Raw genomic sequence first — 22,119 nt, 5'->3', positions numbered from 1 at the left:
GGCTCCATACTATGTTAGAACAACAAGACGTGAGTGCACCTTTTCAGACTCACATGGAAAATCCATTGCTTTGGCCGATCATGGAGGTACTGAAGAAGCAACCTCGGGGCTGGAAGGTTCATACGCTTGCGACGCATCTTAACGATCTCGGTTTAGTTCCTATCTTGGACCCGAAACCAGAAAAGGATCTGTTTAAGAAGAACTTCTTAATCATGAACGCTTTGTATCAATTACAAGAGACTTTGTTCCCTGAGAGCTGGTTACAGGTACAGGCGATGGATATTGAACTGATGCATGGCCGCTATTACGCCAATGGACATGCAATCGATCCAGAAGATCCTTTACGAGATTATTACGTGCATTGGGAAAATTACGAAGCCGATGAGGGTGAGGTGAAAAGACTATTGAATGAGTTTTGGACTCGCTATCGTAAGTTTGTCGGTGGAGAAGATATTGGAGACATGGACAGAGGCAAAGCGCTGTCGTTGTTTGAATTGCCAATGGATGCGTCACCAGCTGAAATTCGCAAGCGATGGAGAAAACTCGCATTACGTTGGCACCCTGATAGAGAAGATGGGAATAGTGATCAGTTTCGAGTCTTGTGTGAAGCGTGGAATGTTTTAAGACATTAATATTCAATATGTTATAGATAAAAAAATAGTGCGTTCAACGCACTATTTTTTATTGGGCTTAGTGATAAAAAATCACTGAATCGGTCTGCCAGTTAGCGAATTAATTAGATGGCTTGAACTGAGACTTACGCATACGGTTCAAAGCAGCCATGATATCGAGAGTTCTTGGCTTCGCTAGATCACCGTAGTTCGGCATGTTCGCGTGCCAGTCTTTATCCAGCATATCGTTAAACTCTTTCGCTGGGTTGTTTGACCAACCCGGTAGTTGAGCAAACTGGAACCATGCCCAACCAATCGCGTTAACTTCTGATGCAGACTCTAGTTGCTCAAGTGCTGATAAATCGGTGAATTCTTTGCCAAAGCGCAGCGAATCTTTGCCTTTCGCGTTCACTCGGAATTTGCCATCAGACAGAATGTTCATCAGAGATGCACGGTTGAGTGAGCGTGGTACGAACATTTCAAGTGCGGTTTCACACTCGTTATGACGTTGGGTAGGGTGCTGCTCAATCACTTCTTTCGCTTTTTCAGTCACATCTACTGCTTGGTAGTCGTGCATTTGGATAACCGTGTCTGCAACGTCCAGATAATCACCAGAACCACCCATAACAACAATGGTAGAAACGTTCATTTCATCACGTAGCTGACCAATACGATCAACAAGTGGCGTAATTGGCTCGTCACCTTTCGCAACTAGCGCCTGCATACGCTCATCGCGGATCATAAAGTTGGTTGCAGAGGTATCTTCATCGATCAGTAGCGTTTGTACGCCTGCTTCAATAGATTCTTGTAGCCATGCTGCTTGAGATGTTGAACCAGAAGCATCTTGAGTCGTAAAGTCTGAAGTGTCTTTCTGCATCGGTAGGTGATTGATGTAGTTCGATAGGTTCAAGCTATGAACACAACGACCATCTTCTGCGCGAATCTTCATTGTATCTAGCGCGGTAACAATACCTTCACGACCATCGCCTGGAATGTGGTTGTAGATAGAGCGCTCAACGGCATTAAGCAGTGTTGATTTACCGTGGAAGCCACCACCCACAATCAGAGTAATGCCTTTAGGAATACCTAGGCCTTTTACTTCACCACGATTAGGTGTCTTTAGTGTCACAGAGAGAGATTCAGGAGCCTCAAACGTGACAGCATCTTTCATTGGTAGGTCACAGTTACCTGCAATACGTGGCAAAACACTACCGTTGGAAACGAAAGCTGCTAGATTATGTTCGTCAAGTTGCGAGCGAAGTGCTTCTTGATCTTCGATGGTTTGGCAGTGTTCAATCAGCGCGTCAAAGTCTAGTTCACGTTCTAGTGTTGCACGGCGAATAAACTTAGGCAGATAGAACGTAATAATGTTGTTTGCTTTCTTCGCTAGAATACTACGACCATCAGCTGGCAGGTTAATACGGAAACGGATTTCGATACCGTGCTCAGTAAACAGTACCGCTGTGCTATCAAGGACCGTTTGACCGGTTAACGCGATAGAGATGCTCGACTCTTGCTTAGCAAATTCAGCAAAGCTGCGCGCAATAAAGTCACGCGCCGCGATTTGGTATACGTGTGATTTGTCTTTCAGCCACTCTAAACCCGTCAGCGACCAAGCTCGTGTAGCACGAAAGCGAGAAGGGGACGCGTATGGGTCACCTTGAATGTGATCGATGTGAAGTTCAAAGTCAGCAAAGTCGTATTGACCCTTGATTTGTTGATATGCACGGTAGTTTTGTTTTTCGAGCTTTTTGAGCTTTGCAGTCAACTGATCCATAACGAGAAATGCCTTAATTGGAGAAAGATACAAATAGAAAGGCGGCGATTATAAAAATCACCACCTATAGAGTAAAGGGAAAGTCGGAGTAAATTGCAAAGTATCGGTAATTTACGTCACTAATCTTCCCATGTGAGCTTGGATTGGTGAGTAAATGATCCAATTAGGCGTATCGACTGCTGTTTGGGTAGTTTTGGTCAGCTAAGTTATGTTCGAACTCTTGGCATGTCATCGGCTTACCGTAGAGGTATCCTTGCCCAATATCGCACCCTTCTTGAATGATGAACTGTTCTTGTTCTTCGTTCTCTATGCCTTCAATCGCTACTTGGAGGTCTAGCTTTTTGGCAATTTGAACAATAGAGCGAACGATTTCAGTATCGTCTTCAGAGTTATGCATTTGGTCGATAAAGCTTTTATCTACTTTAATAGCATCAAATGGGAACTTCTTGAGATATCCAAAGGATGCGTAGCCAGTACCAAAGTCATCAAGTGACAATGTCACGCCTAGGTCATGCAATGATTCTAATGTATTCTTAGCAATAACCTCATCGGCAATTAAACCACTCTCAGTCACTTCTAGCTCAAGGAATCGAGCCGGCAGGTGATAGGTTTCAAGCAGATGGACGATTTGTTCATAGAACTGAACGTTCTTTAATTGAACTGCTGAGACATTTATCGCCATTTTAAAGTCGTCAACATACTCAGACCACTCTTTGGCTTTCTCTATGGCCGAGCGAAGCACGAAATTTCCGACTTCGAAGATCAATCCATTTTGTTCCGCCATATGGATAAGGGTTTCATTGGAAATATCACCAAGAACAGGGTGACGCCAGCGAAGAAGTGCTTCAGCTCCAACCCACTTATGTGTCATTGGTGACACTTTCGGTTGGAAGTAGAGCATAAGGTCATCATTGCGCACCGCTTGAAGCAGATAACCTTCAATCTTATTAAGGTGGATTTGATCGTCGTTGTACGCTTGCGAATAAAAGCAGTACTTTTGTCCTGAGTCTTTACAGGCCAACATGGCTGCAGAGGCTTTTTTGAGGGCTGTTTCCGCGTTGTCTTCACTCTCGGTGATAGATAAGCCGATAAACGCGTGTAGATGAATTTTGTCTCTGCCTATTGAAAACTCGGAATGCCCAACTTGAACCAGTTGTTCACAAAGTGTGTCTAGGTGCGAATGTAATCCTACTGTCGTGTATGCGAGGGCTAAATCGACCGAGGTGGGCCTTCCTGTCAGAACTTCGATGCCTTCAATCGTTGATAGCTTACGTCGATACTCGACTAATACATCATCGAAAGCTTGATAGCCATAACGAGCTTGAATTCGTCTACCGTTGGTAAATCCTATATGTACAACAACAAAAGGTTGGTTGTTTAACTTGAGCTCGTTGGACAGACGCAGGTTCAAGCGAGATTCGAATGCATTGCGGTTAAGGAAGCCCGTGCCTAGGTCGTGATTCTTTTGGTAATTGATCTTCTGTTCAGCGGCTTTGCGTTTGTCGATCTCAAGGTTGAGTGAATAGTTAAGGCTGGCCAGATCTTGGGTTCGCGTATGGACTCTAGATTTTAGCTCTTTATTCAACTTAGATAGTTTGGCATTTTGATAGAGCGTCTGGAGCTGCGACTCAATGGATAGTTTAAAACTCTCAAGTAGTTGGATGTAAGTTGGTGTGTAGTGGTTCTCTTTGCTATCGAGAATACAGATGGTGCCGAATACCTCACCATTAGGCCAGAGCAGAGGGATACCACAATACGAGATCATCCCCAGTTCGACATCAGGATTATTTTCCCATGCAGGATCTTTGGTCGCATCGGGAACGACCAAACGACTGTTCGACTTCATTACCGTTTCACAGTAAAGGCCGTGTCCTAACTCTTCAGAGTCTCCAACTTTATAGGGATTGCCGTTGGATTTGCTGGTTGAAAAAACTTCAATTGAGGAGGGGTGTACTCGCATGATCAGCGCTGCGGGTACATGCGTTATGTTCGCCAGTAAGTCTACGATGTTTTGCCATCCGACTTTCATGTCACTGGGAATGTCTAAATCGAGCGTTTTGATCTTTTTCATAAGACTCCATGTCATTGTCACCAGACGAACCACTTCCTGTGGTCTCGTCTCCCTGTCGATGTTATATGCACCTAGAGATGTAATGAAACTGTTAATTTGAGTATAGGTAGGTTACATAAAAAAGCCTCAGCAATTTGCTAGAGGCTTTCAAAACTGAATCTAAGTCTCATACCTGAGAAACAAAGGAATTACGGCTTGAGATTTATAAAATCTTCTGTTTTCAAAGGCTGAGTGTAATCAATTCCTGAGTACTCAAAACCGTTGAGTTGCATGAACTCCTGTTTGAAACCAGCATAATCACCAATTTGGGCAAAGTTGGTTTCGTTCATTGCTCGAAGAAGCTCTGAAACATGAGATTGAGTTTCTGGCTCTAACTCCCAGTCATCCATTCGTATCAAACGCTCACCATCGAGTGGAACCTTATCTTGACCATAGAGCTTGGTGCTAAATAGACGTTGCATTTGCTGGATACATGTCTCATGCGTGCCTTTCTCTTTCATTACCTGATAAAGAGCCAGTAGATAAGGGCTTAAACCCGGGATGAAGACACTTGCTTTGGTAACTAGCGCTTTACAGACAGTCGCGTATGCGCCGCCGCTAAAGTTTGCCATTTCAAGGTTAAGGGCATGGCTTGCTTGATGAAGGTCGATCTTCGCACGACCTAAGGTACCATCAAGGTAAATAGGGTGTGTAACTTCTGGGCCCACATAAGAGAAGGCGATGGTTTTACATCCTTCTGCAATGGATTCGGAGTTAATCAGTTCATCGACCCATTGGCTCCAATCTTCACCACCCATGACTTTGAGCGTGCTTTCAGCTTCTTCTTCCGTCGCGGGTTCCAGTGTGGTGGTGTTCCAGCTGTCGTCTTCAAGAGAAATGGTGTTTCCTGTGACGCTTTGGCCGATTGGCTTAATAGCAGAGCGCCAGAACTCGTCAGTATTGGCTTTAGGGCGTACACCAGCAGCAAGGCTGTAGATGATTAGATCAACTTCGCCTTCGAAGTACGTTTCAATGGCTTCAACGACTTGTGAGCGAGTTTCTTTGGAGAAAGCATCACCAACGATGTTTATCGCTTTGCGACCTTCACGTTTGGCTTCTTGCTTGAAATAGATATTGTTGTACCAGCCGGCGCTGCCTAGGGATTTCTCATTAGGACCACGTTCAAAAGATACACCGATCGTGTCGGCCTGCGCTCCGCCAAAGGTGAGGGCGATTCTGGCGGCAAGGCCGAAGCCTGAAGATGCCCCAATAATCAATACACGCTTAGGTCCATTTTTTATCTGTGGGGCACTTTTTACGAATTCAATTTGTTTTTTGACCGCTTGTTGGCAGCCTAGGGGGTGCGCATTTTTGGCAACGACACCCTTTATAACGGGTTTTATTATCATAAATAACCTTACACTTAACGCTGTTATGAACTCACGTTAACGTAAAGCTATGTAAAAAAGATTGAGCTAGACCATTAAAAGCTAAAGATGCTGGTATAATTTCTCGGCAACAAAGTCCGCAATCCAAGGTTGCGCTTCAGGCTTAGGGTGCAGTCCGTCGTTCATCATCCATTCAGGCTTCAGAATGATATGCTCGAGGAAGAAGGGTAGTAGAGGCACTTTTTGCTGATCAGATAACGAGGTAAATACGTACTCAAACTGTTCGTTGTAACGCTTGCCATAATTAGGTGGGATACGTATCTGCATCATGACTGGCTCTGCACCGGACGCTCGGATCTGTTCGATGATCTTTACAAGGTTTTGTTCGATCACCTTAGGTGGAAAGCCACGAAGACCGTCGTTGGCACCTAGTTCGATGAGTACTGTGTCTGGAGTGTGTTCAGTCAATAATTGCGGTAAACGAGACAAGCCATTACCTGTGGTATCACCAGAAATACTGCCATTAATAACAGTGACTTCTTTATCGTATTCAGATAGAGCGTCAGGGAGTAAAGTAGGCCAGCTCTGTTTGATATCCATGTTGTAGCCAGCACTTAAACTGTCACCAAGTACTAAGATTGTCTGGTTTTGCGCAAGTGTTGTTGTGGAAAAAAGTATAAAAATCAAAAAGGAAATTAGTCGAGTCATGCATACATCCATAATAAAAGCTGAATCTGTTTCGAAGACAGTGTCTACTAATCAAGAACAATTGACAATCTTAGAGAAGGTTGACATCGATATTGTTGAAGGAGAAACCGTCGCTATTGTTGGTACGTCTGGCGCGGGTAAATCGACTTTAATGACACTGCTTGCGGGGCTCGATGTTCCAAGTTCTGGTGAAATCCACCTTCTCAACAAACCTCTTTCTCAACTCGATGATGAGCAACGCGCTCAAATTCGCAGTGAATCAGTTGGATTCGTCTTCCAAAGCTTTCTACTGATTCCGAGCTTGTCTGCTCTGCAGAACGTCACTTTGCCATGCTTACTAAAAGGCGAAGAAGAAGATATTGAACGTGCGACTGAGCTTTTAGCGTCTGTTGGGCTTAAAGATCGTGTTGACCATCTACCATCACAGCTGTCCGGCGGTGAGCAACAACGCGTGGCACTTGCACGTGCATTTATGATTAAACCTAAAATTTTGTTTGCTGATGAACCGACAGGTAACCTAGATCAACAAACTGCAGCAAAGATTGTGGAACTACTGTTTGAGCTTAACGCTTCTCACGGCACAACCTTAGTTCTGGTGACTCACGACCCTAAACTTGCACAACGCTGCCAGCGCACTCTAAAAATGCACCTTGGTCAAATCACGGAGGTGTAGGGTGAGTCATTCAAAAGGATTGAACAAACGACTCTTCAGTTGGAGCATTGAAGAGATACGTCATGGCCAATTGTGGCCTGTTTCTATTGCTCTGACTTTAATCATCGCGTGCGTATTCGCTCTGTCTGCATTAGCCGAGCGAATGGAACAGGTTATTGTTAAACAAGGGAAAGATGCACTGACCGCTGACAGTGTATTTATTTCTGCAAATCCACTTCCTGACCGACTTCTTGAGTTGGTCGCGGACAAAAATCTCGACAAGAGTGAACTCACTCGCTTCTCTACGATGGCTTTCAGTGATAACGGGATGCAGCTGGTTACGGTAAAAGCCGTTGAGAGTAACTACCCATTGCGTGGTGAGATGCTTCTGGAGAGCGCAGATGCACAGCAAACCAACGTTAAGCCGGGCGAATTGTGGCTTGATGAACGAATTTTCTCTCAGCTAGAAGTTACTATTGGTGACAATGTCACGATTGGTGATGCCGACCTGACGATTACAGGGCGTATTACTCAAGAGCCGGGGTTGAGCTTTAACCCATTCCAACAAATGCCTGCTGTGCTAATCCACAGTAGCGATATCGACGCAACGGGTGCGATTCAACCAGGCAGTCGTGTCAGTTTCCGTTTGTTCTTAAATGGTGAGGATAGTGATCTTCAAGCGATTCAAGACTCTGTCGAACTCACACCAAGTGACCGTTGGCGTAATCAAGACAGCGCGAGTCGTACCAATGAGATGTTTGACAAGACGACTCAATACCTATCTTTGACTGTTGCGATTGTTGTTATCATGGCGGCGACCACATTGGTTCTCACTTGTCAGCACTACGTAGCAAGCCGACAAAAGACGATTGCTATGCTTAAGAGCTTAGGGGCAAGTAAACAGTGGGTTATCCATTGGCTATCGATTCAAGTTCTGATGTTGATGGTTATTGGTGTTGTCTTTGGTATTGCGATTGGTATCGGACTCGAGTTTTTGCTGCGTATACCTTTGGGAGATTTACTTCCAAACCCACTACCAAGCTATGGCTACCAACCAATATTGCTGTCTGTACTAACCAGTGTACTCATTGGTGTTCCGGCTTTGGGTATTCCTCTACTAGGGCTGGTCAATACATCTGCTATTAGTGTTATTCAATCTAGTCACCAGGGTCAGAATAGCAATAAGCGTTATCTATTGTTGTTAGTACCAGTTGTACCAATGCTGCTGATGTATGGTAATAACCTGCTGGTGTGGATTGTCCTTGGCGGTATCGTTGCTCTGTTTGCGGTACTTGCGCTGGTGAGTATTCTCGTATTGAGATTGATTGGTAAACTCCGAGTTTCGACGGCAATGCGGTTAGCGATCAGCCGCATCAATCGCACGCCTGTTGCAACGGGTATTCAGTTTGGCGCTCTCTCGTTATCTTTGATGCTGCTCTCTATCATCTGGCTAGTGCGCAGTGATTTGCTTTCTGATTGGCAACAGACGCTTCCTGAGAACGCTCCAAATGCGTTTGCGCTTAATATCGCAGATTATGAGAAAGAGGCTTATCTCGAAGCGATTGATGCAAACGACGTCGAGCGCACACAAGCTTTTCCGATAATCCGTGGTCGTCTAACGACAATTAATGGCGTTGAAGCGGGTGAGTACAGTGACAACGCGGAAGATACTGATGCGCTAAGCCGTGAAATCAACTTTACTTGGGGTGAATCTCTCCCTGAGTACAACGAAGTGGTTGCAGGACAATGGACTTCGGAGAATGGTGTTTCTGTTGAATCTGAGGTGGCTGATCAACTAGGTCTTAAAATTGGTGACGAACTTTCATTTACGATTAACAGTCAGCGTTTTGATGCCAAGGTAAATACTATCCGCGAAGTAGAGTGGCGTGAAATGAAGCCAAATTTCTACTTTATCTTTACACCGGATGTCCTGAGTTCGATCCCATCGACTTGGTTAGTAAGCTTTAGATTGCAAGAACAACACGATGAAATGTTGAGTCAACTCTCTCGTAACCATCCAACAGTTAGCTTGATGGATATTCGTAAGATGGGAAGTAAGATCCAAGAGTTGCTCAAGCAGATCGTATGGTCGATCACTGTATTAGCGGGCCTTGGCGTTGTAGCAGGATTGCTTCTGATCTTCACGTTACTGCGTTTGAGCTTATCTCAGCGTCAACAAGAGATCCGCTTGTACCGAACGTTAGGTGCTAGCAAAAGTCGCATTCTTAACACGATTTGGTGTGAATACGGCATCATGGCACTTGTCGCTGGCAGTATTGCGGCACTGGGTGCTGAGTTAAGCGTGGCAAGTTTAATGACCTTTGGCTTTGAATTACCCGTGACGTTGCATCCTGTTCTATGGATTGCGTTACCAGTGATTACCTTTGTTACATTAGCTGCGGTAGTCAATAGTCTGATTAAGCGACTTCTTGCGCCTATGAAGAAGGACTTTAACTAGCTCTACAGTGCTTTGGTTCGAATTCTCGTTCTGTTCAAAGGGACTATGGCATTCGATACCTATAAATAATTGGTTTCGAAGTGATCGTTGGTATTGAAGCTAACGTTATGGGTAAGCCAAAACAAAAAAAGTGCGTTCAAACGTTTTCGGTTGTGCGCACTTTTGTTGTTTTTGGAACGGTCATTAGTAAGGTTACCCACAGGGCAAAGTAAAGAGGGGATAAATTACCCGAATAGAGGGTTGTTTATACCTGTTCATAGGCTGTAATAATAAATTCATCTTTGCAGTTATTTCTCTTTAGTCCCTGTAAACAAAGGGTTTGCGCAACAGAATTGCATCTTATCAACAGTTATCCACAAAATCAGTGGATAACTTTAGGGATAAGTTAATTAAGATGTCACATGAGTTATCTTCGAGCCTTTGTGCTGCCGTACTTAGGCCAGTTTTGGCGTGTTTTATCTTGCTCTTTTTTTCATTCACACATATTGAGTCAAGCAATAAATTTTGTTTTTTTAGTTTGACTTCTGATGATGACAAACTAAGACCTTGATAAAAATGTGATTTAATTCACCGTCAATCCTACGTAGAATACAAAGTAGTTAATTTTAGGCTTTAGAGTCCAATGAACCAGAACAAAATGGATAAAAAACAACCGTCTATAGCGATAGTAGGCGGTGGTATTGCAGGTGCAACCAGTGCAATTCATTTCAGCGAGCTTGGATATGAGGTTACCTTGTTGGAGAAAGGGCCAAGCTTGGTGAATGGGCCTCCGATTTGTCATCTGCACGCTGGTGGAAATTTGTATCGTGATATTTCTCAAGAGCAATGTCTTCAACTTCTCGCTCAATCTATCGATACTGTTCGTCTATTTCCTCACACGCTCAATATTCGCCCAACTGTTATTGCGGTACCTCATAGTGATGGTGGTCAGCCTGAAGAGTTGTTACCACGCTTGAAAGTCATTAAGTCTGCGTATCAAGCTTTAGTTGAAGAGGATGCCAGCAATCAAGTACTCGGCAACCCTGACGAGTACTACAAGCTGTATAACAAAGAAGAGTTAGTCGTTTTATCAACTAAAAAACAACCGAAAAACCCAAGTACATTGGATGAGTGGTGTATTCCATTCGCAAAGCATACTGATTTAGACACGCTGAAGTACCCAGTAGCTATGGTTCAGGAGTATGGATTGAGTGTGTTCCGCTTATCAGCAATGGCTCAGTTGTCTTTAGAAAAGCAGAGCAATTGTAATATTCTCACCAACAGCCGATTAATATCGGTAACTCAGATAAAGGATGAGTGGGAGCTGTGCTATTCAGATCAACAGGGGAATAAGCAAAAGTTTACTGCTCAGTATCTGATTAATGCGAGTGGATTTGAAACCGGTGTTGTCGACGATTATGTTGGCTCCAAACAAGAACGTCTTGTCGAATTTAAGGCTGCATATGTAACGGATTGGGCTGACTGTCGTGAACACCATGAGGAGTGGCCTGAAGTGATATTCCACGGGCCGCGAGGCACGCCTCAAGGTATGGCACAGTTAACGCCTTATGCTGATGGTGTATTTCAGTTACACGGCATGACAGAAGGGATTACGCTATTTGAAGGTGGATTGGTTTCTTCCTCTGCAGAATCTTCTCAGCCTCAACTTCCCCAGAAGTTATTGAGGAAGATTGTATCGGGATGGACTGAAGAACAGTTAGAGCAACGAACACAAGCTGCGATATCACACATGGCTCAATTTATCCCTAGGTTCAAATCGGCGACGGTTGGTGGAAAGCCTCTGTTTGGTGCTCAACAGATCCCTGGTACCGACCCAAGTTTACGCGCTTCTGATGTCTCTTTCTGCGGTGAGAAATACGCAAGACTAGAGGTTGTAAAAGCATCCTCAACTCTGGAAGCGGCTCAGAAGATCAATAGCCGTTGGTTTGACGGCGAAGCGCAGCAAACAACCATTGAAGGCACACATCCAGTGACAATGTCACTTAATATTGATGACGTTGAGGCAAAAGCAGTTACTCTTACTCAAGAGCGAGGCTATCCTGCAGCCCTAGCGATTGTTACTGGTGAGAATCGATTGATTTAGGCTCGCTGACGTTTGTCGATAAGTCATAGAAATATAAAGGGGGACGCTCACTTGAGCGTCCCCCTTTGTTTTATAGTGAATTGAACTAACACTGGGCTTTATATAGTGTGGTGACTTAATATCCAAAGAACCTAGCCCATTGGCACCAAACATCTTGTAGCCCTGAGCGATCACCTTCAACAAATGTAACGTGTTGTCCCGGCTTGGCTTGAGCCAGTCTTGGTAAATCGATACGTGCAACGCAACCTAGTTTTGGATAACCGCCAATTGTCTGCCTATCGTTGAGAAGAATAATAGGCTGTCCATCTTTTGGTATTTGAATCGCACCTAAAGCAATGCCTTCAGACAGCATAGTTATTGCCGGTGACTCAACCGGATCACCACTTAATCGGTAACCCATGCGATTGGAGTTTTGGCTGACCGTGAAAGATGTGTTGTAGAACGTTGACTTAGCATCGTCTGAGAACAGGTTTGATTGGTACCCCTCAATAACTCGTAGTTTGAGGGGGAGGTTGTAATCTGGTGTATAACGGAACGTCACGCTCAGAGGTTTAAAGTCCGCTGGAACAGGGTGTTTTTCAAAATGAATCTGTTGATTTGCTTGGCAAGCTTGCCCGTCTTGAGTTGGTCCTCCAACTTTCTCGCGAACTACGGTCGAAGCACTGGTTAGGCTTACAGGTGCTTTAAAACCACCTTTTACAGCTAAGTAGGCTCTAAGCCCATTTGTCGGTAATCCAAACGAAAGCACTTGTCCTTTACCAGCTATAAAGGTCGACCAATTCGCTATTGGAACGCCGTCGAGCTTAGCCTGTAGATCTCCACCCGTGATAGCCAATACACAGTCTTGATTCACTTCAACTGCACATTGTCCTAAGGTAATTTCGAGTGCAGGGCAATTAATAGGGTTCTGGAGTAGATGGTTTGCCCAACTGTACGCGTAATCATCAACGGGTCCACCCTGTGTAAGCCCGAGATGTGAAAGACCATAACGTCCAAAGTCTTGAATTAGCGAGAGTGGCCCGGGTTTTAATATTGTTATGGAACCTTTAGTCATTCAAGCATCCTCCAACATCAAGAAAATCCTGTCTACTAATCGCTTCAAACTTCACTTGGTCGCCTACGTTAAAAAAGGTTGCTTCATTCAAATGTTCTACGGAAACTTTGCTATTGAACAGCTGTAAAGGAGAGCGACCAATAATATTCCAACCACCTGGGGATTGATCTGGGTATATCGCCGTCTTTCTATCGGCGATTCCAACACTGCCTTTCGGAACTGAGAGACGCGGTGTTTCGTGTCTTGGCATACAAAGTTCTGGTGCGACGTCGGAAAGAAAAGCAAATCCTGGCATAAAGCCGACGGCACTTACTTGATAGATGGTATTGGTATGAAGTTCAACAAGTTTCTCTAGTGATATCCCTTGTTGCTCAAAACGAGAGAGATCGAGCGCGGTTTCTTTGCTGTAGTAGGTGGGTATGGTCAATATTGTTTTTGATTGGTCGCTAGAAAGACTAGATATATCAATGTCTGAAATCAGCTGTTCTAGTCGACCAATAAACTCCGACTCTTGAAGCCTGTATGGGAGATAGTCCACAAGAATTGTGTTGTAGGCAGGGGTGACGTTCATTAAGTAGGGCGCGAATGTTTGCCTTATACGCTGAGCGATAGATGCGATGAAGATGGGAGCGTCTATCGCTATTGGGTCAATGAGATTTTGTTGTGATTTTGTTAGTGATCGCGTTTCGCCATCAAGATCAAGTGTGATCATTACGCTGCACTCAGCAATGGGTTCGATCGCTACATTAAATGTTGGTTTCTTCATAAGCTTCCGTATTCACTGAAGAAGGGGAAAAGAGATTTATTGGTGCTATCTAATTGCATTGATGTCTTGGCTGATTCGTTTAATCAAAGCGATGGATTGAGGGTTATCACCATGGACGCAAATTGTGTCAGCTTCAATTTCAAGCCGTTCGCCTTCGATAGTGGTCACAGAACCATAGTTTACTATCTGCATGACTTGGTTATAAATATCATCTTGGTGTGTGTACACTGAACCAGACAAAGAGCGCGGGGCTAGCTGCCCATTATTGAGATAGGCACGATCCGCAAAGGCTTCAAGTAAAAGTGGAAGGTCGTAATTATCTGCAATATCTAGGAACTTATGATTGTTGGCGGTAGAGAGAATCATAAGTGGGATTCCAAAACCTGAAACGGCCTCTGAAACCGCATTGAAGATTTGCGTATTTGCCATCATGTCGTTGTACAGGGCGCCGTGGGGTTTTACGTAATGCAGTTGGCTTCCATGATGTTGGCAAAGGGCTTTTAACGCACCAACTTGATAACAGACTAATTCAGTGATCTCTTTCATCGAGTGAGGAATAGAGCGACGGCCAAAACCTACCAGATCTTGATAACCGGGATGCGCGCCCACCTTAGTATTGTAATGATTCGCAAGTTTAATGGTTTTCGACATGACGTGTGGATCTGAAGCGTGAAAGCCACACGCTACATTGGCCATATCTACCCATTCCATGACGGCTTCATCGTCACCCATTGTCCAACTGCCAAAGCTTTCGCCCATATCGCAGTTCAGTAATACTTTTGTTGTCACAGACAGACTATCCTTAATTTTTTGTGCCCTTAGACGTTCCACTAAATCGCTGATTTAAACAGTGATCATATTCAAATTTCTATTAAAGTAGTGCGTGTACCCCTCAAGTAAGGGGATTTATATTAATACCAGCTTAGTACTCAATAGATACGACTTATAAGTATGGATAAACAAGCATTTAACGCGTAATGTTCTAAACTTAACTCAAGGTTTAAGTGGTTTGTGTATTCTACATCTTATAAATAACTTGTTGTAAGCCAAGACTAATAGTACTCAACTAATAAATGGGGCTTAGCATGAACGTTTTAGTAACCGGCGGTATGGGCTACATAGGCAGCCATACAAGTATTCAGATGATCAAAGCAGGGATGACGCCATTCATCTTTGATAATTTATATAATAGTAAGCCAAGCGTTCTTGAACGTATCGAAAAAGTTGCTGGTGTTAAACCAGTTTTTGTTGAAGGCGACATTCGCGACAAAGATTTGTTAATTGACACTCTTAAGCAGAATAACATTGAAGCCGTTATTCACTTTGCGGGCCTTAAAGCGGTTGGTGAATCTGTAGAAAAACCGCTTGAGTACTACGATAACAATGTGAACGGAACGCTGGTGCTCGTAGATGCGATGCGCGAAGCAAATGTAAAAACACTAGTATTTAGTTCTTCAGCGACAGTATACGGCGACCCTGCTAGTGTGCCTATTACCGAAGATTTCCCAACAAGTGCAACTAACCCTTATGGCCGCAGTAAATTAATGGTTGAAGAGTGTTTAACAGATTTCCAAAAGGCCAACCCTGATTGGAGCATTACTTTATTGCGTTACTTTAACCCTGTGGGTTCACACCCAAGCGGTGAATTAGGTGAAGACCCTCAAGGGATTCCAAATAACCTAATGCCATTTGTTTCTCAGGTTGCTGTGGGCCGTCGTGAATTCCTATCTGTTTTTGGTAGTGATTACCCAACAAAAGACGGCACTGGGGTGCGTGATTACATCCACGTGATGGATCTTTCTGATGGCCACATCGCTGCATTAGAAAAAGTGGGCAAAAAGGATGGTCTTCATATCTATAACTTAGGAACGGGTAACGGTTCTAGTGTTCTGGAAATGGTAAAAGCGTTTGAAGAGGCAAGTGGCAAGGAAGTTCCTTATAAACTTGTTGAACGTCGCCCTGGTGACATTGCTGAGTGCTGGGCTGACCCTGCTAAAGCTGAACAAGAACTGGAATGGAAAGCGACACGCACGCTATCCGAAATGACAGCAGATACGTGGCGTTGGCAGTCTAATAATCCTAACGGTTTTCCTGGTTAATTTAATAAAATCAGGTCGATTTATTTGCCAAAAAGGTGCCTTAGGGCGCCTTTTTTGATCTGAATCGGAATAAAAGTAAATTTGTGGTTAAAAAGTATCTTTACGCATTCATTGTGTTACTATACGCGCAAAATATATCTTTAATGTTAATTTTGTTTGGAGTTAATCATGGAATTAGGCCTAATCGTTACTTTCATCATCGCTGCAGCTGTTATGGTTAAGAAAGAAATGGCAGAAAAGTAATTTCACTTTCCCTTTTTATTACAATTTTAAGTGAAATATAGAAAAGCCAGCAGATATGCTGGCTTTTTTGTACTTTAAGCTTGGTAAAGCTCATTAGAATTCGTATTTTGCAGAGATGCCGTAGTTTCTCTCAGCTTGTGTATTCTCTTTGTATAGGTTGTCATCACCACGTACATCGTTCCAACGGTAGTATTCTTCATTTGTAAGGTTGAATACGCCACCACGAATGGTTAGGTCTTTGAGCGGTTTGATGTAAGCCGTTAGATCAACGACCGTAGCGCTAGGCAACAATGCTTGGCCTGCATTACCACCACTGTCGTCATCAAAGTTGATGTCGGAGCTAGATTTCTTAGCCGTGTAGTTAACCTTTAGGCTAGTACCCCACTTAGTACTTGGTGCATCATAATTTAAGCCTACAACAGCGTTCCATGGACTAACACTGTTAAGTGGATCACCATTTCCATTTTCACCTTCTGTATAAGCAGCTGCTAGGTGAGTCGAGATACCCTCAGGCGCTCCAACTAATTCATCCCATAATAACGTATTGGATAGTTCAATACCTTTGATCGTTGCAGAGTCTAAGTTGACATTAGAGTAGTGAGTTAAACCATTTTCTTTCTTCACTACAACAGTTTCAATAAAATCATCGTAGTCACTGTAGAAGACAGCTAATTCAGTCGCAGATGCTTTTGTGTTATGACGATAACCAAGTTCGTAAGAAATACTTGTCTCTGATTTAAGATCAGGATTAGGGTCATTTACATAGCCGTGTCCAGGGTTATCATAAGTATAAAATAGTTCATCGAAAGATGGTGCTCTGAAACCTTGGCTAACTTGGCCAAATATCGTGCCAGAATCGCTTACTTTATAGGTTGAACCTAGGCGACCTGTGATTGCTGAATCAGAGAACTTTTTAAGATCATCCTCTGTGTTATCGCCTGGATCTGTTGAGAAGTAGTCGAAACGAACACCAGGGGTTACGGTTAAGTTGTTACCGATGCTAATTTCATCTTGAACAAAAAGACCAAATTTTTGTTCTTTGGCATTAGGAGTGTATACGTACAATACGTCATCAGTATCTGGGTCTGAGTTATGTTCCATGTTGGTATTACTAATGTCACTGTTAGTGAACGTAGCGCCATACACTAAGTAATGATTACCAGTCTCTTTATCAAGTTGCGTCTCGATTTCGAGTTTGTCTTCTTTATATACGTAATCTTTTGTCTGCATGTTATCGTTGTTTGGCGGAACCCATGGTGGAACACCAGGCCCTGCTGGTTTAAAGCGTTTCGTTACACCATTCTCTTCTTTAGTAAGATAAGACACTTTACTTGTAATAGAGTCGGCGATCGCGCTGTCAGCGTACCAAATGTGCTTGATAGCAAAGCGATTTTGCTCTGTATCATCTGCACCAGTGTAGCTATTATAGCTTGGGTGATAAATATCTGAATCCGCAGTATCTTTGATAAGCTCTGCTAAAAACTCGATGCGATGGCTATCGTTAAGCTGATATTGGAGTTTAACTAATAGATTGTCTGCAGTAGTATCTTGGCTTTCAACGGCATAGTTTTCTAAATTATTATTGTCGCGGAAGTTTTGTACTTCTTGACCATCGCGACGGGTATATGCGACAAGTGTTTCTAAGTCACCAAATCGATTAGCTAGCGCAACGTGCTCACTGAATGATTTGTCTTCCGAAGAGTAAGATAGTTTAACTTGTCCGCCAAAATCTTCTCCTGATTTTAAGAAATCAGATGGGTCTTTAGTTTCAAACGCCACAACGCCACCAATTGCGTCACTACCATGTAGACTAGATGCAGCACCTTTTATGATTTCAACACTTTTCAGCATATCAGGATCGATTGAGATACCACTAGAATTGATAAAAGCGTAAGGACCACCATCAAAAGAACCAGGTTGAGAAGAACCATCAACAAGGATTTTAACTCGTTTACCTTCTATACCGCGAATATTTATTGTTTGAGCGCCTTGTCGTGCTGAAGAGTTCATAGTTACGCCAGGTGTATATTCAAATACATCATTGACATTTTTTGCCATGGTCTCTTCGAGCTGCTCATCAGAAATTACTGTAACGGATGCTGCGGTGTTAATAAGAGTTTGATTTGTACGAGTAGAAGAAACAACGACTTCATCAAAAAGTGAGTATTCTTCAGCATGAAGAGCGGGGGATACAGCTAAAATAATGGAAGCTGACAATAGTGACTTTTTATACATTTATTTGAAACCTTAAATCCATAATAGGTTGCTTGGGCGTATGCCATCCTATTGGATCTAAATGAGAATTACTATTGTTATCATTGTTATTTATATCAATTAAAATATTTACACAGTAAATGTGAAGATATAAAATTCCTTTTAAAACATGTAATTAGATGTGTTATTGAATTTATCAATAGTTCAGTTTAATTTTAAATTTTGTGATGTAAATCACTCAATGTGAAGAGGTGTAATTTGCAGAGTCCAATCACTTTAGAGGCATTACACATTTTAGATGCAATCAGCCGTCGTGGTAGTTTTGCTGCTGCCGCTAACGAGCTTGATAGGGCACCTTCGTCTTTAAGCTATCAAATTCAAAAGCTTGAGCAAGATTTAGATATCATGATCTTTGACCGTTCTGGCCACCGAGCTAACTTTACGGAAGCGGGTCAGCTGATATTAGAGCAAGGTAGAATCATCTTAGGTGCGACAGAAAGGTTGGTTAATGAAGCTAGCATCTTAGCGAATGGTTGGGAGCTCGACCTGACTATTGCATTTGACGGTATTCTACCGGTATCGAACTTTTTCCCACTCATTGATGAACTGGGTAAGATCAGCAAGACCCGCGTGAAACTGCAAGAGGAGATTCTGGCAGGGTGTTGGGAGTCTTTAATAGATGATCGAGCTGATTTGTTGATTTGCCCTAAGATGGAAGCAGTACCTAATGACATGAAAAGTGAAGTCATTGGTAAACTCGAGATGATGTGGGTAGCATCTACAGATCACTACGTACACAAGCGTGCTGGTGAGTTCGATCAGAAGGCTAGAGAAAGTTACAGGGTAATAGCGATAGCTGATACCGCTCGTGACAAACCTGCCATAAGCGTAAATATCCTTGAGCGCCAACCACGAATGACAGTAACCAATTTTGCTGCAAAGGTAGAAGCGGTTACCTCGGGCTTAGGGATAGGAACATTACCGACAGTTGTTGCTCAACCTTTGATTGAGAGTGGTGCGATTAAACAAATTGCCGGCACGGAGAAGCAAAGTATTGATATTGTCATCGCATGGCGCCGTAACAAGATGGGGGATGCCAAGTCTTGGTGCATTCAACATTTGAAAAAGACTTGGCCTCTTAAGTGATGACGTTGAGAGTCACGTTATGCGACTCTCAATATCTACTATGGCTGAAGGGGTAACACCATATCAGCGGTCCCATCTTCAAAGCTGATGTCTAGTTTGAATCCCACCTTCTGCGCAAGCATCAGCATGCCGCGGTTAGTTGGCATCGTCATTCCAGAGATCTGCTTTGTCTGTTTCGACTGGCAATAATCGATAATCTTCTTCATCAACACTTTGCCTAAGCCGACACCTTTTAAGTCTGAGCGTATCAGTATCGCAAACTCGGCGTCAGTGTTTTCTGGATTGATTAACGCTCGAGAAACACCGATGATTGATGGTTGACCTTGTTCTTCTTTAAGAACGACAAAAGCAATCTCTCTATCAAAATCTATTTGAGTGAGGTTTGCCAGAGCTTCGTGATTAAACTCTCCCACATCACTGAAGAAACGTTTATAGAGGTCTTCCTTTGATACTCTACTTATAAAGTCAGCGTGTATTGGCTCATCTTCCGGTAGGATTGGTCTGAGAAGAGCCGTCGAACCATCTTTTAACGTAATAGTTTCTTCAAGTTCTACAGGGTAAGGGCGAATCGCTAACCTTTCCTGCGCGTCACCCTCATAACGCTCTAGCGTGATATCTGCATCTAGAATGGTAAATTTATCCCCATTAGCCAGTACTGGATGTATATCCAGTTCTTTTATTTCTGGGCAATCGACAACCATTTGTGATATTCGAACTAAGAGTTCTGACAAGCCTTCAATATCGATAGGGTTAGGGAGTTTCTGTAAACGAATCTTTTCGCTCTTGATAGCACGGATAATTAAATAGCGAGCAAGCGTCATGTTGAGTGGTGGAAATGCTGCTGCCGCATCTAACGATTCATCCCACTCAGAACCACCTTGCCCTAATAGAATGATTGGCCCGAACGTTTCATCAGTCGTGACTTTAATCCTCAGCTCTTGTCCACCCGCAAGCTTTGCCATACCTTGAATCAGTAATCCGTGGACGTTTGCGGTTGGGTAGGAGAGCTGCGTACGATCGAGAATAGCTTGCGCGGCGTTAGCTACTTCGTTGCTATTCCTAAGGTTCAGCATTACACCTTGAACGTCCGACTTGTGCGGGATGTCTGGTGAGCGAAGTTTAACAGCGACTGGATAGCCAATTGTTTCTGCAATATGTACCGCTTCACTCGGGTCAGATGCTATCCACGTCGGCAGCACATCCAAGTTGAAGTGTTTAAAATATTGGCTATTTTGGTGGGTATCAAGAACCACTGTTTTTTTATCCAGTAGTTGCGTGTTTATCCAATTTTTCGCATCAGCGAGATCATCAATGTGAACTTTTTCTGCAGTTGTTGGGGTTTCCATTAACTGTCTTTGGTTACGCCGGTATTCGACCAAGTGCATGAAAGCGACAATTGAGCTCTCGGGAGTGCGATAGGTTGGGATTCCGGCGTCGGTAAAGAGCTTTCTTGCAGGCTTGGCTGTGAGTTCACCAGACCAATTTGTCAATATATTGAAGTGCTTATGTCTTGGGTGTCGCTTGATAGCTTCAATGACCTTTTCAGCAGTCCGCGCTGAATGCGCAATCGCAGAAGGGCTATGCATAATCAGAATAGCATCAGCTTCATCACCATCGAGGAGTGTGTTGATAGTGTCGATGTAACGTTGTTCGCCAGCATCACCTACTATGTCAATCGGATTGCTGTGAGACCAACTATCAGGCAATCGCTGATTAAGTTTTTGATACGTACTTTCTGACAGTTCGGCAAGTTTACCGCCTCGTTCGAACAGGGTATCAACTGCCATTATTGCAGGACCTCCGCCGTTAGTAACGATGGCAAGGCGTTCACCTCTGAGTGGTACTGAGTGCGTCAAAGTTTCTACTGCGGCGAACAACTCGTGCATATTCTTTACGCGCAACATACCGCTACGTCGAATCGCTGAATCGTAAATAATGTCGAGAGTATCGGTACCACCCGTATGAGCCATTGCTGCTGCGCGGCCACGTTCAGTTCTACCGCCTTTTAACACCAATATTCTACGGTTACGTGAAGCTGCTCGCGCGGCTGAAATAAAGCGGCGCGCATCTTTAATGGTATCTATATAGAGAAGGATAGCTTCTGTATGAGAATCGGTACTGAGGTAATCGAGTAGCTCGGAAAAGTCGATTTCGCTGCCGTTGCCGATAGAAATAAAGGCGGAAAAGCCGATTTCTTTGTCGTTTGCCCAATCTAAAATTGTGGTGCAAACAGCTGCGGATTGTGAAACGAAAGCAATCTTTCCAGGGAGAGCCGATACTGGGGAGAACGAAGCATTGAGGTTTATCCAAGGGAGTATAATCCCCAAGCTGTTAGGCCCTAACACTCGAATGTTATTCTCTTTGGCAATGTTTAAACATTCGGACTCAATCGTTACGCCGTCGGGTGTGATTTGGTGCATATCAGACGAAAGAACAATCACCGAACGAATTCCTTTGTCTGCGATGTCTTTGAAAAGCTGAATATTGCGCGACGCGTGTGTACAGAGAATGGCTAAATCTGGTGTGATCGGGAGTTGTGATACATTTCTATAGGAAAGAACACCAGCGACCGAATCGTATTTTGGAGTGACTGGCATTACTGCGCCTTTAAAGTCTCCATGGAGTAGGTTGTTCATTACGATGTAGCCGGCTCTAGACTCTCGTTTTGATGCTCCAATGACAGCAATTGAACGAGGTTTCAGTAACGAGTCGAGTGGGTTCATAATACTTCCTTCAGATAAACACACCATCATCCTAGCGTACTTTTCCTAACCAGGTTGATGGGAATTTCACCGAAATTAGATCATGTATGCGATATGCGATTAAGTTTGTGAAATAGGTCACCCGTAAATTGTGTATAATATTAAAGT

The 22,119-nt window shown here is 43.6% G+C and carries 15 protein-coding genes; 6 read left to right on the top strand and 9 right to left on the bottom strand.

All coding sequences use genetic code 11. The annotated features are described in order from the left end of the window. The first annotated feature begins 11 nt into the window (after positions 1 to 11). Positions 12 to 632: a DNA-J related domain-containing protein gene (locus VFDL14_RS05485; protein ID WP_032552563.1), complete on the top strand. Its 621-nt coding sequence runs from the start codon at positions 12 to 14 to the stop codon at positions 630 to 632. Between the two features lie 100 nt (positions 633 to 732). Here VFDL14_RS05485 and VFDL14_RS05490 read toward each other — a convergent pair whose 3' ends face one another. From VFDL14_RS05490 to VFDL14_RS05505, 4 genes are all read right to left on the bottom strand, one after another. Then, complete coding sequence (locus VFDL14_RS05490) at positions 733 to 2,388, bottom strand: ABC-ATPase domain-containing protein (RefSeq protein ID WP_032552562.1); 1,656 nt, start codon at positions 2,386 to 2,388, stop codon at positions 733 to 735. 163 nt (positions 2,389 to 2,551) lie between these two features. After that, complete coding sequence (locus VFDL14_RS05495; protein WP_032552561.1) at positions 2,552 to 4,459, bottom strand: GGDEF and EAL domain-containing protein; 1,908 nt, start codon at positions 4,457 to 4,459, stop codon at positions 2,552 to 2,554. A gap of 188 nt (positions 4,460 to 4,647) precedes the next feature. Then, positions 4,648 to 5,847: an enoyl-ACP reductase FabV gene (gene fabV / locus VFDL14_RS05500; RefSeq protein WP_032552560.1), complete on the bottom strand. Its 1,200-nt coding sequence runs from the start codon at positions 5,845 to 5,847 to the stop codon at positions 4,648 to 4,650. Between the two features lie 81 nt (positions 5,848 to 5,928). Beyond that, positions 5,929 to 6,534, bottom strand: a complete 606-nt coding sequence (locus tag VFDL14_RS05505) for an arylesterase (protein ID WP_032552559.1) — start codon at positions 6,532 to 6,534, stop codon at positions 5,929 to 5,931. On the opposite strand from VFDL14_RS05505, the gene VFDL14_RS05510 reads away from it, so the two are divergent. The 3 genes from VFDL14_RS05510 to VFDL14_RS05520 all read left to right on the top strand — a co-directional run bounded on the left by VFDL14_RS05510 (position 6,533) and on the right by VFDL14_RS05520 (position 11,727). After that, on the top strand, positions 6,533 to 7,207 hold the full coding sequence (locus tag VFDL14_RS05510; protein WP_032552558.1) for an ABC transporter ATP-binding protein: 675 nt from the start codon (positions 6,533 to 6,535) through the stop codon (positions 7,205 to 7,207). The two genes, VFDL14_RS05505 and VFDL14_RS05510, sit on opposite strands and share 2 nt — an antisense overlap. Before the next feature lies 1 nt (position 7,208). Further along, positions 7,209 to 9,644, top strand: coding sequence for an ABC transporter permease (locus VFDL14_RS05515; protein WP_032552557.1), 2,436 nt, complete (start codon positions 7,209 to 7,211; stop codon positions 9,642 to 9,644). A gap of 622 nt (positions 9,645 to 10,266) precedes the next feature. Then, positions 10,267 to 11,727: an FAD-dependent oxidoreductase gene (locus tag VFDL14_RS05520; protein WP_032552556.1), complete on the top strand. Its 1,461-nt coding sequence runs from the start codon at positions 10,267 to 10,269 to the stop codon at positions 11,725 to 11,727. Between the two features lie 115 nt (positions 11,728 to 11,842). Here VFDL14_RS05520 and VFDL14_RS05525 read toward each other — a convergent pair whose 3' ends face one another. Genes VFDL14_RS05525 through VFDL14_RS05535 form a run of 3 tightly spaced genes read right to left on the bottom strand, consistent with a single transcriptional unit; the run spans position 11,843 to position 14,336 of the window. Continuing rightward, entirely contained in the window at positions 11,843 to 12,781 is a 939-nt protein-coding gene (locus tag VFDL14_RS05525; RefSeq protein WP_032552555.1) for a biotin-dependent carboxyltransferase family protein, read from the bottom strand. Then, the gene (locus VFDL14_RS05530) at positions 12,774 to 13,547 is read right to left on the bottom strand and encodes a 5-oxoprolinase subunit B family protein (protein ID WP_032552554.1); all 774 of its coding nucleotides are present in this window, start codon (positions 13,545 to 13,547) and stop codon (positions 12,774 to 12,776) included. Before VFDL14_RS05530 ends, VFDL14_RS05525 begins: the two co-directional genes overlap by 8 nt. Before the next feature lie 45 nt (positions 13,548 to 13,592). Beyond that, the gene (locus VFDL14_RS05535) at positions 13,593 to 14,336 is read right to left on the bottom strand and encodes a 5-oxoprolinase subunit PxpA (protein WP_032552552.1); all 744 of its coding nucleotides are present in this window, start codon (positions 14,334 to 14,336) and stop codon (positions 13,593 to 13,595) included. 296 nt (positions 14,337 to 14,632) lie between these two features. Here VFDL14_RS05535 and galE point away from each other — a divergent pair, with 296 nt between their 5' ends. Beyond that, a complete protein-coding gene (gene galE, locus VFDL14_RS05540) occupies positions 14,633 to 15,646 on the top strand; it encodes a UDP-glucose 4-epimerase GalE (RefSeq protein ID WP_032552551.1) in 1,014 nt (337 codons plus the stop codon). 336 nt (positions 15,647 to 15,982) lie between these two features. Here galE and VFDL14_RS05545 read toward each other — a convergent pair whose 3' ends face one another. Beyond that, a complete protein-coding gene (locus VFDL14_RS05545; RefSeq protein ID WP_032552550.1) occupies positions 15,983 to 18,124 on the bottom strand; it encodes a TonB-dependent hemoglobin/transferrin/lactoferrin family receptor in 2,142 nt (713 codons plus the stop codon). A 237-nt stretch (positions 18,125 to 18,361) separates the two neighbouring features. On the opposite strand from VFDL14_RS05545, the gene VFDL14_RS05550 reads away from it, so the two are divergent. Further along, entirely contained in the window at positions 18,362 to 19,249 is an 888-nt protein-coding gene (locus tag VFDL14_RS05550) for a LysR family transcriptional regulator (RefSeq protein WP_032552549.1), read from the top strand. A gap of 38 nt (positions 19,250 to 19,287) precedes the next feature. Here the strand turns inward: VFDL14_RS05550 and VFDL14_RS05555 are convergent, their stop codons facing one another. Next, on the bottom strand, positions 19,288 to 21,972 hold the full coding sequence (locus VFDL14_RS05555; RefSeq protein ID WP_032552548.1) for a bifunctional acetate--CoA ligase family protein/GNAT family N-acetyltransferase: 2,685 nt from the start codon (positions 21,970 to 21,972) through the stop codon (positions 19,288 to 19,290). Between the last annotated feature and the right edge of the window lie 147 nt (positions 21,973 to 22,119).

Source organism: Vibrio fortis, from assembly GCF_000695685.1.
GTDB classification, from domain to species: Bacteria; Pseudomonadota; Gammaproteobacteria; order Enterobacterales; family Vibrionaceae; genus Vibrio; species Vibrio fortis_A.
This window is presented reverse-complemented; position numbering and strand designations above follow the sequence as displayed.

What these genes read in the sequence shown, in the direction of transcription:
- VFDL14_RS05485 (WP_032552563.1), top strand. Translation starts at nt 12, where the DNA reads ATGTTAGAACAACAAGACGTGAGTGCACCTTTTCAGACTCACATGGAA.
- VFDL14_RS05490 (WP_032552562.1), bottom strand. Translation starts at nt 2,388, where the DNA reads ATGGATCAGTTGACTGCAAAGCTCAAAAAGCTCGAAAAACAAAACTAC.
- VFDL14_RS05495 (WP_032552561.1), bottom strand. Translation starts at nt 4,459, where the DNA reads ATGAAAAAGATCAAAACGCTCGATTTAGACATTCCCAGTGACATGAAA.
- fabV (WP_032552560.1), bottom strand. Translation starts at nt 5,847, where the DNA reads ATGATAATAAAACCCGTTATAAAGGGTGTCGTTGCCAAAAATGCGCAC.
- VFDL14_RS05510 (WP_032552558.1), top strand. Translation starts at nt 6,533, where the DNA reads ATGCATACATCCATAATAAAAGCTGAATCTGTTTCGAAGACAGTGTCT.
- VFDL14_RS05505 (WP_032552559.1), bottom strand. Translation starts at nt 6,534, where the DNA reads ATGACTCGACTAATTTCCTTTTTGATTTTTATACTTTTTTCCACAACA.
- VFDL14_RS05520 (WP_032552556.1), top strand. Translation starts at nt 10,267, where the DNA reads ATGAACCAGAACAAAATGGATAAAAAACAACCGTCTATAGCGATAGTA.
- VFDL14_RS05525 (WP_032552555.1), bottom strand. Translation starts at nt 12,781, where the DNA reads ATGACTAAAGGTTCCATAACAATATTAAAACCCGGGCCACTCTCGCTA.
- VFDL14_RS05530 (WP_032552554.1), bottom strand. Translation starts at nt 13,547, where the DNA reads ATGAAGAAACCAACATTTAATGTAGCGATCGAACCCATTGCTGAGTGC.
- galE (WP_032552551.1), top strand. Translation starts at nt 14,633, where the DNA reads ATGAACGTTTTAGTAACCGGCGGTATGGGCTACATAGGCAGCCATACA.
- VFDL14_RS05545 (WP_032552550.1), bottom strand. Translation starts at nt 18,124, where the DNA reads ATGTATAAAAAGTCACTATTGTCAGCTTCCATTATTTTAGCTGTATCC.
- VFDL14_RS05555 (WP_032552548.1), bottom strand. Translation starts at nt 21,972, where the DNA reads ATGAACCCACTCGACTCGTTACTGAAACCTCGTTCAATTGCTGTCATT.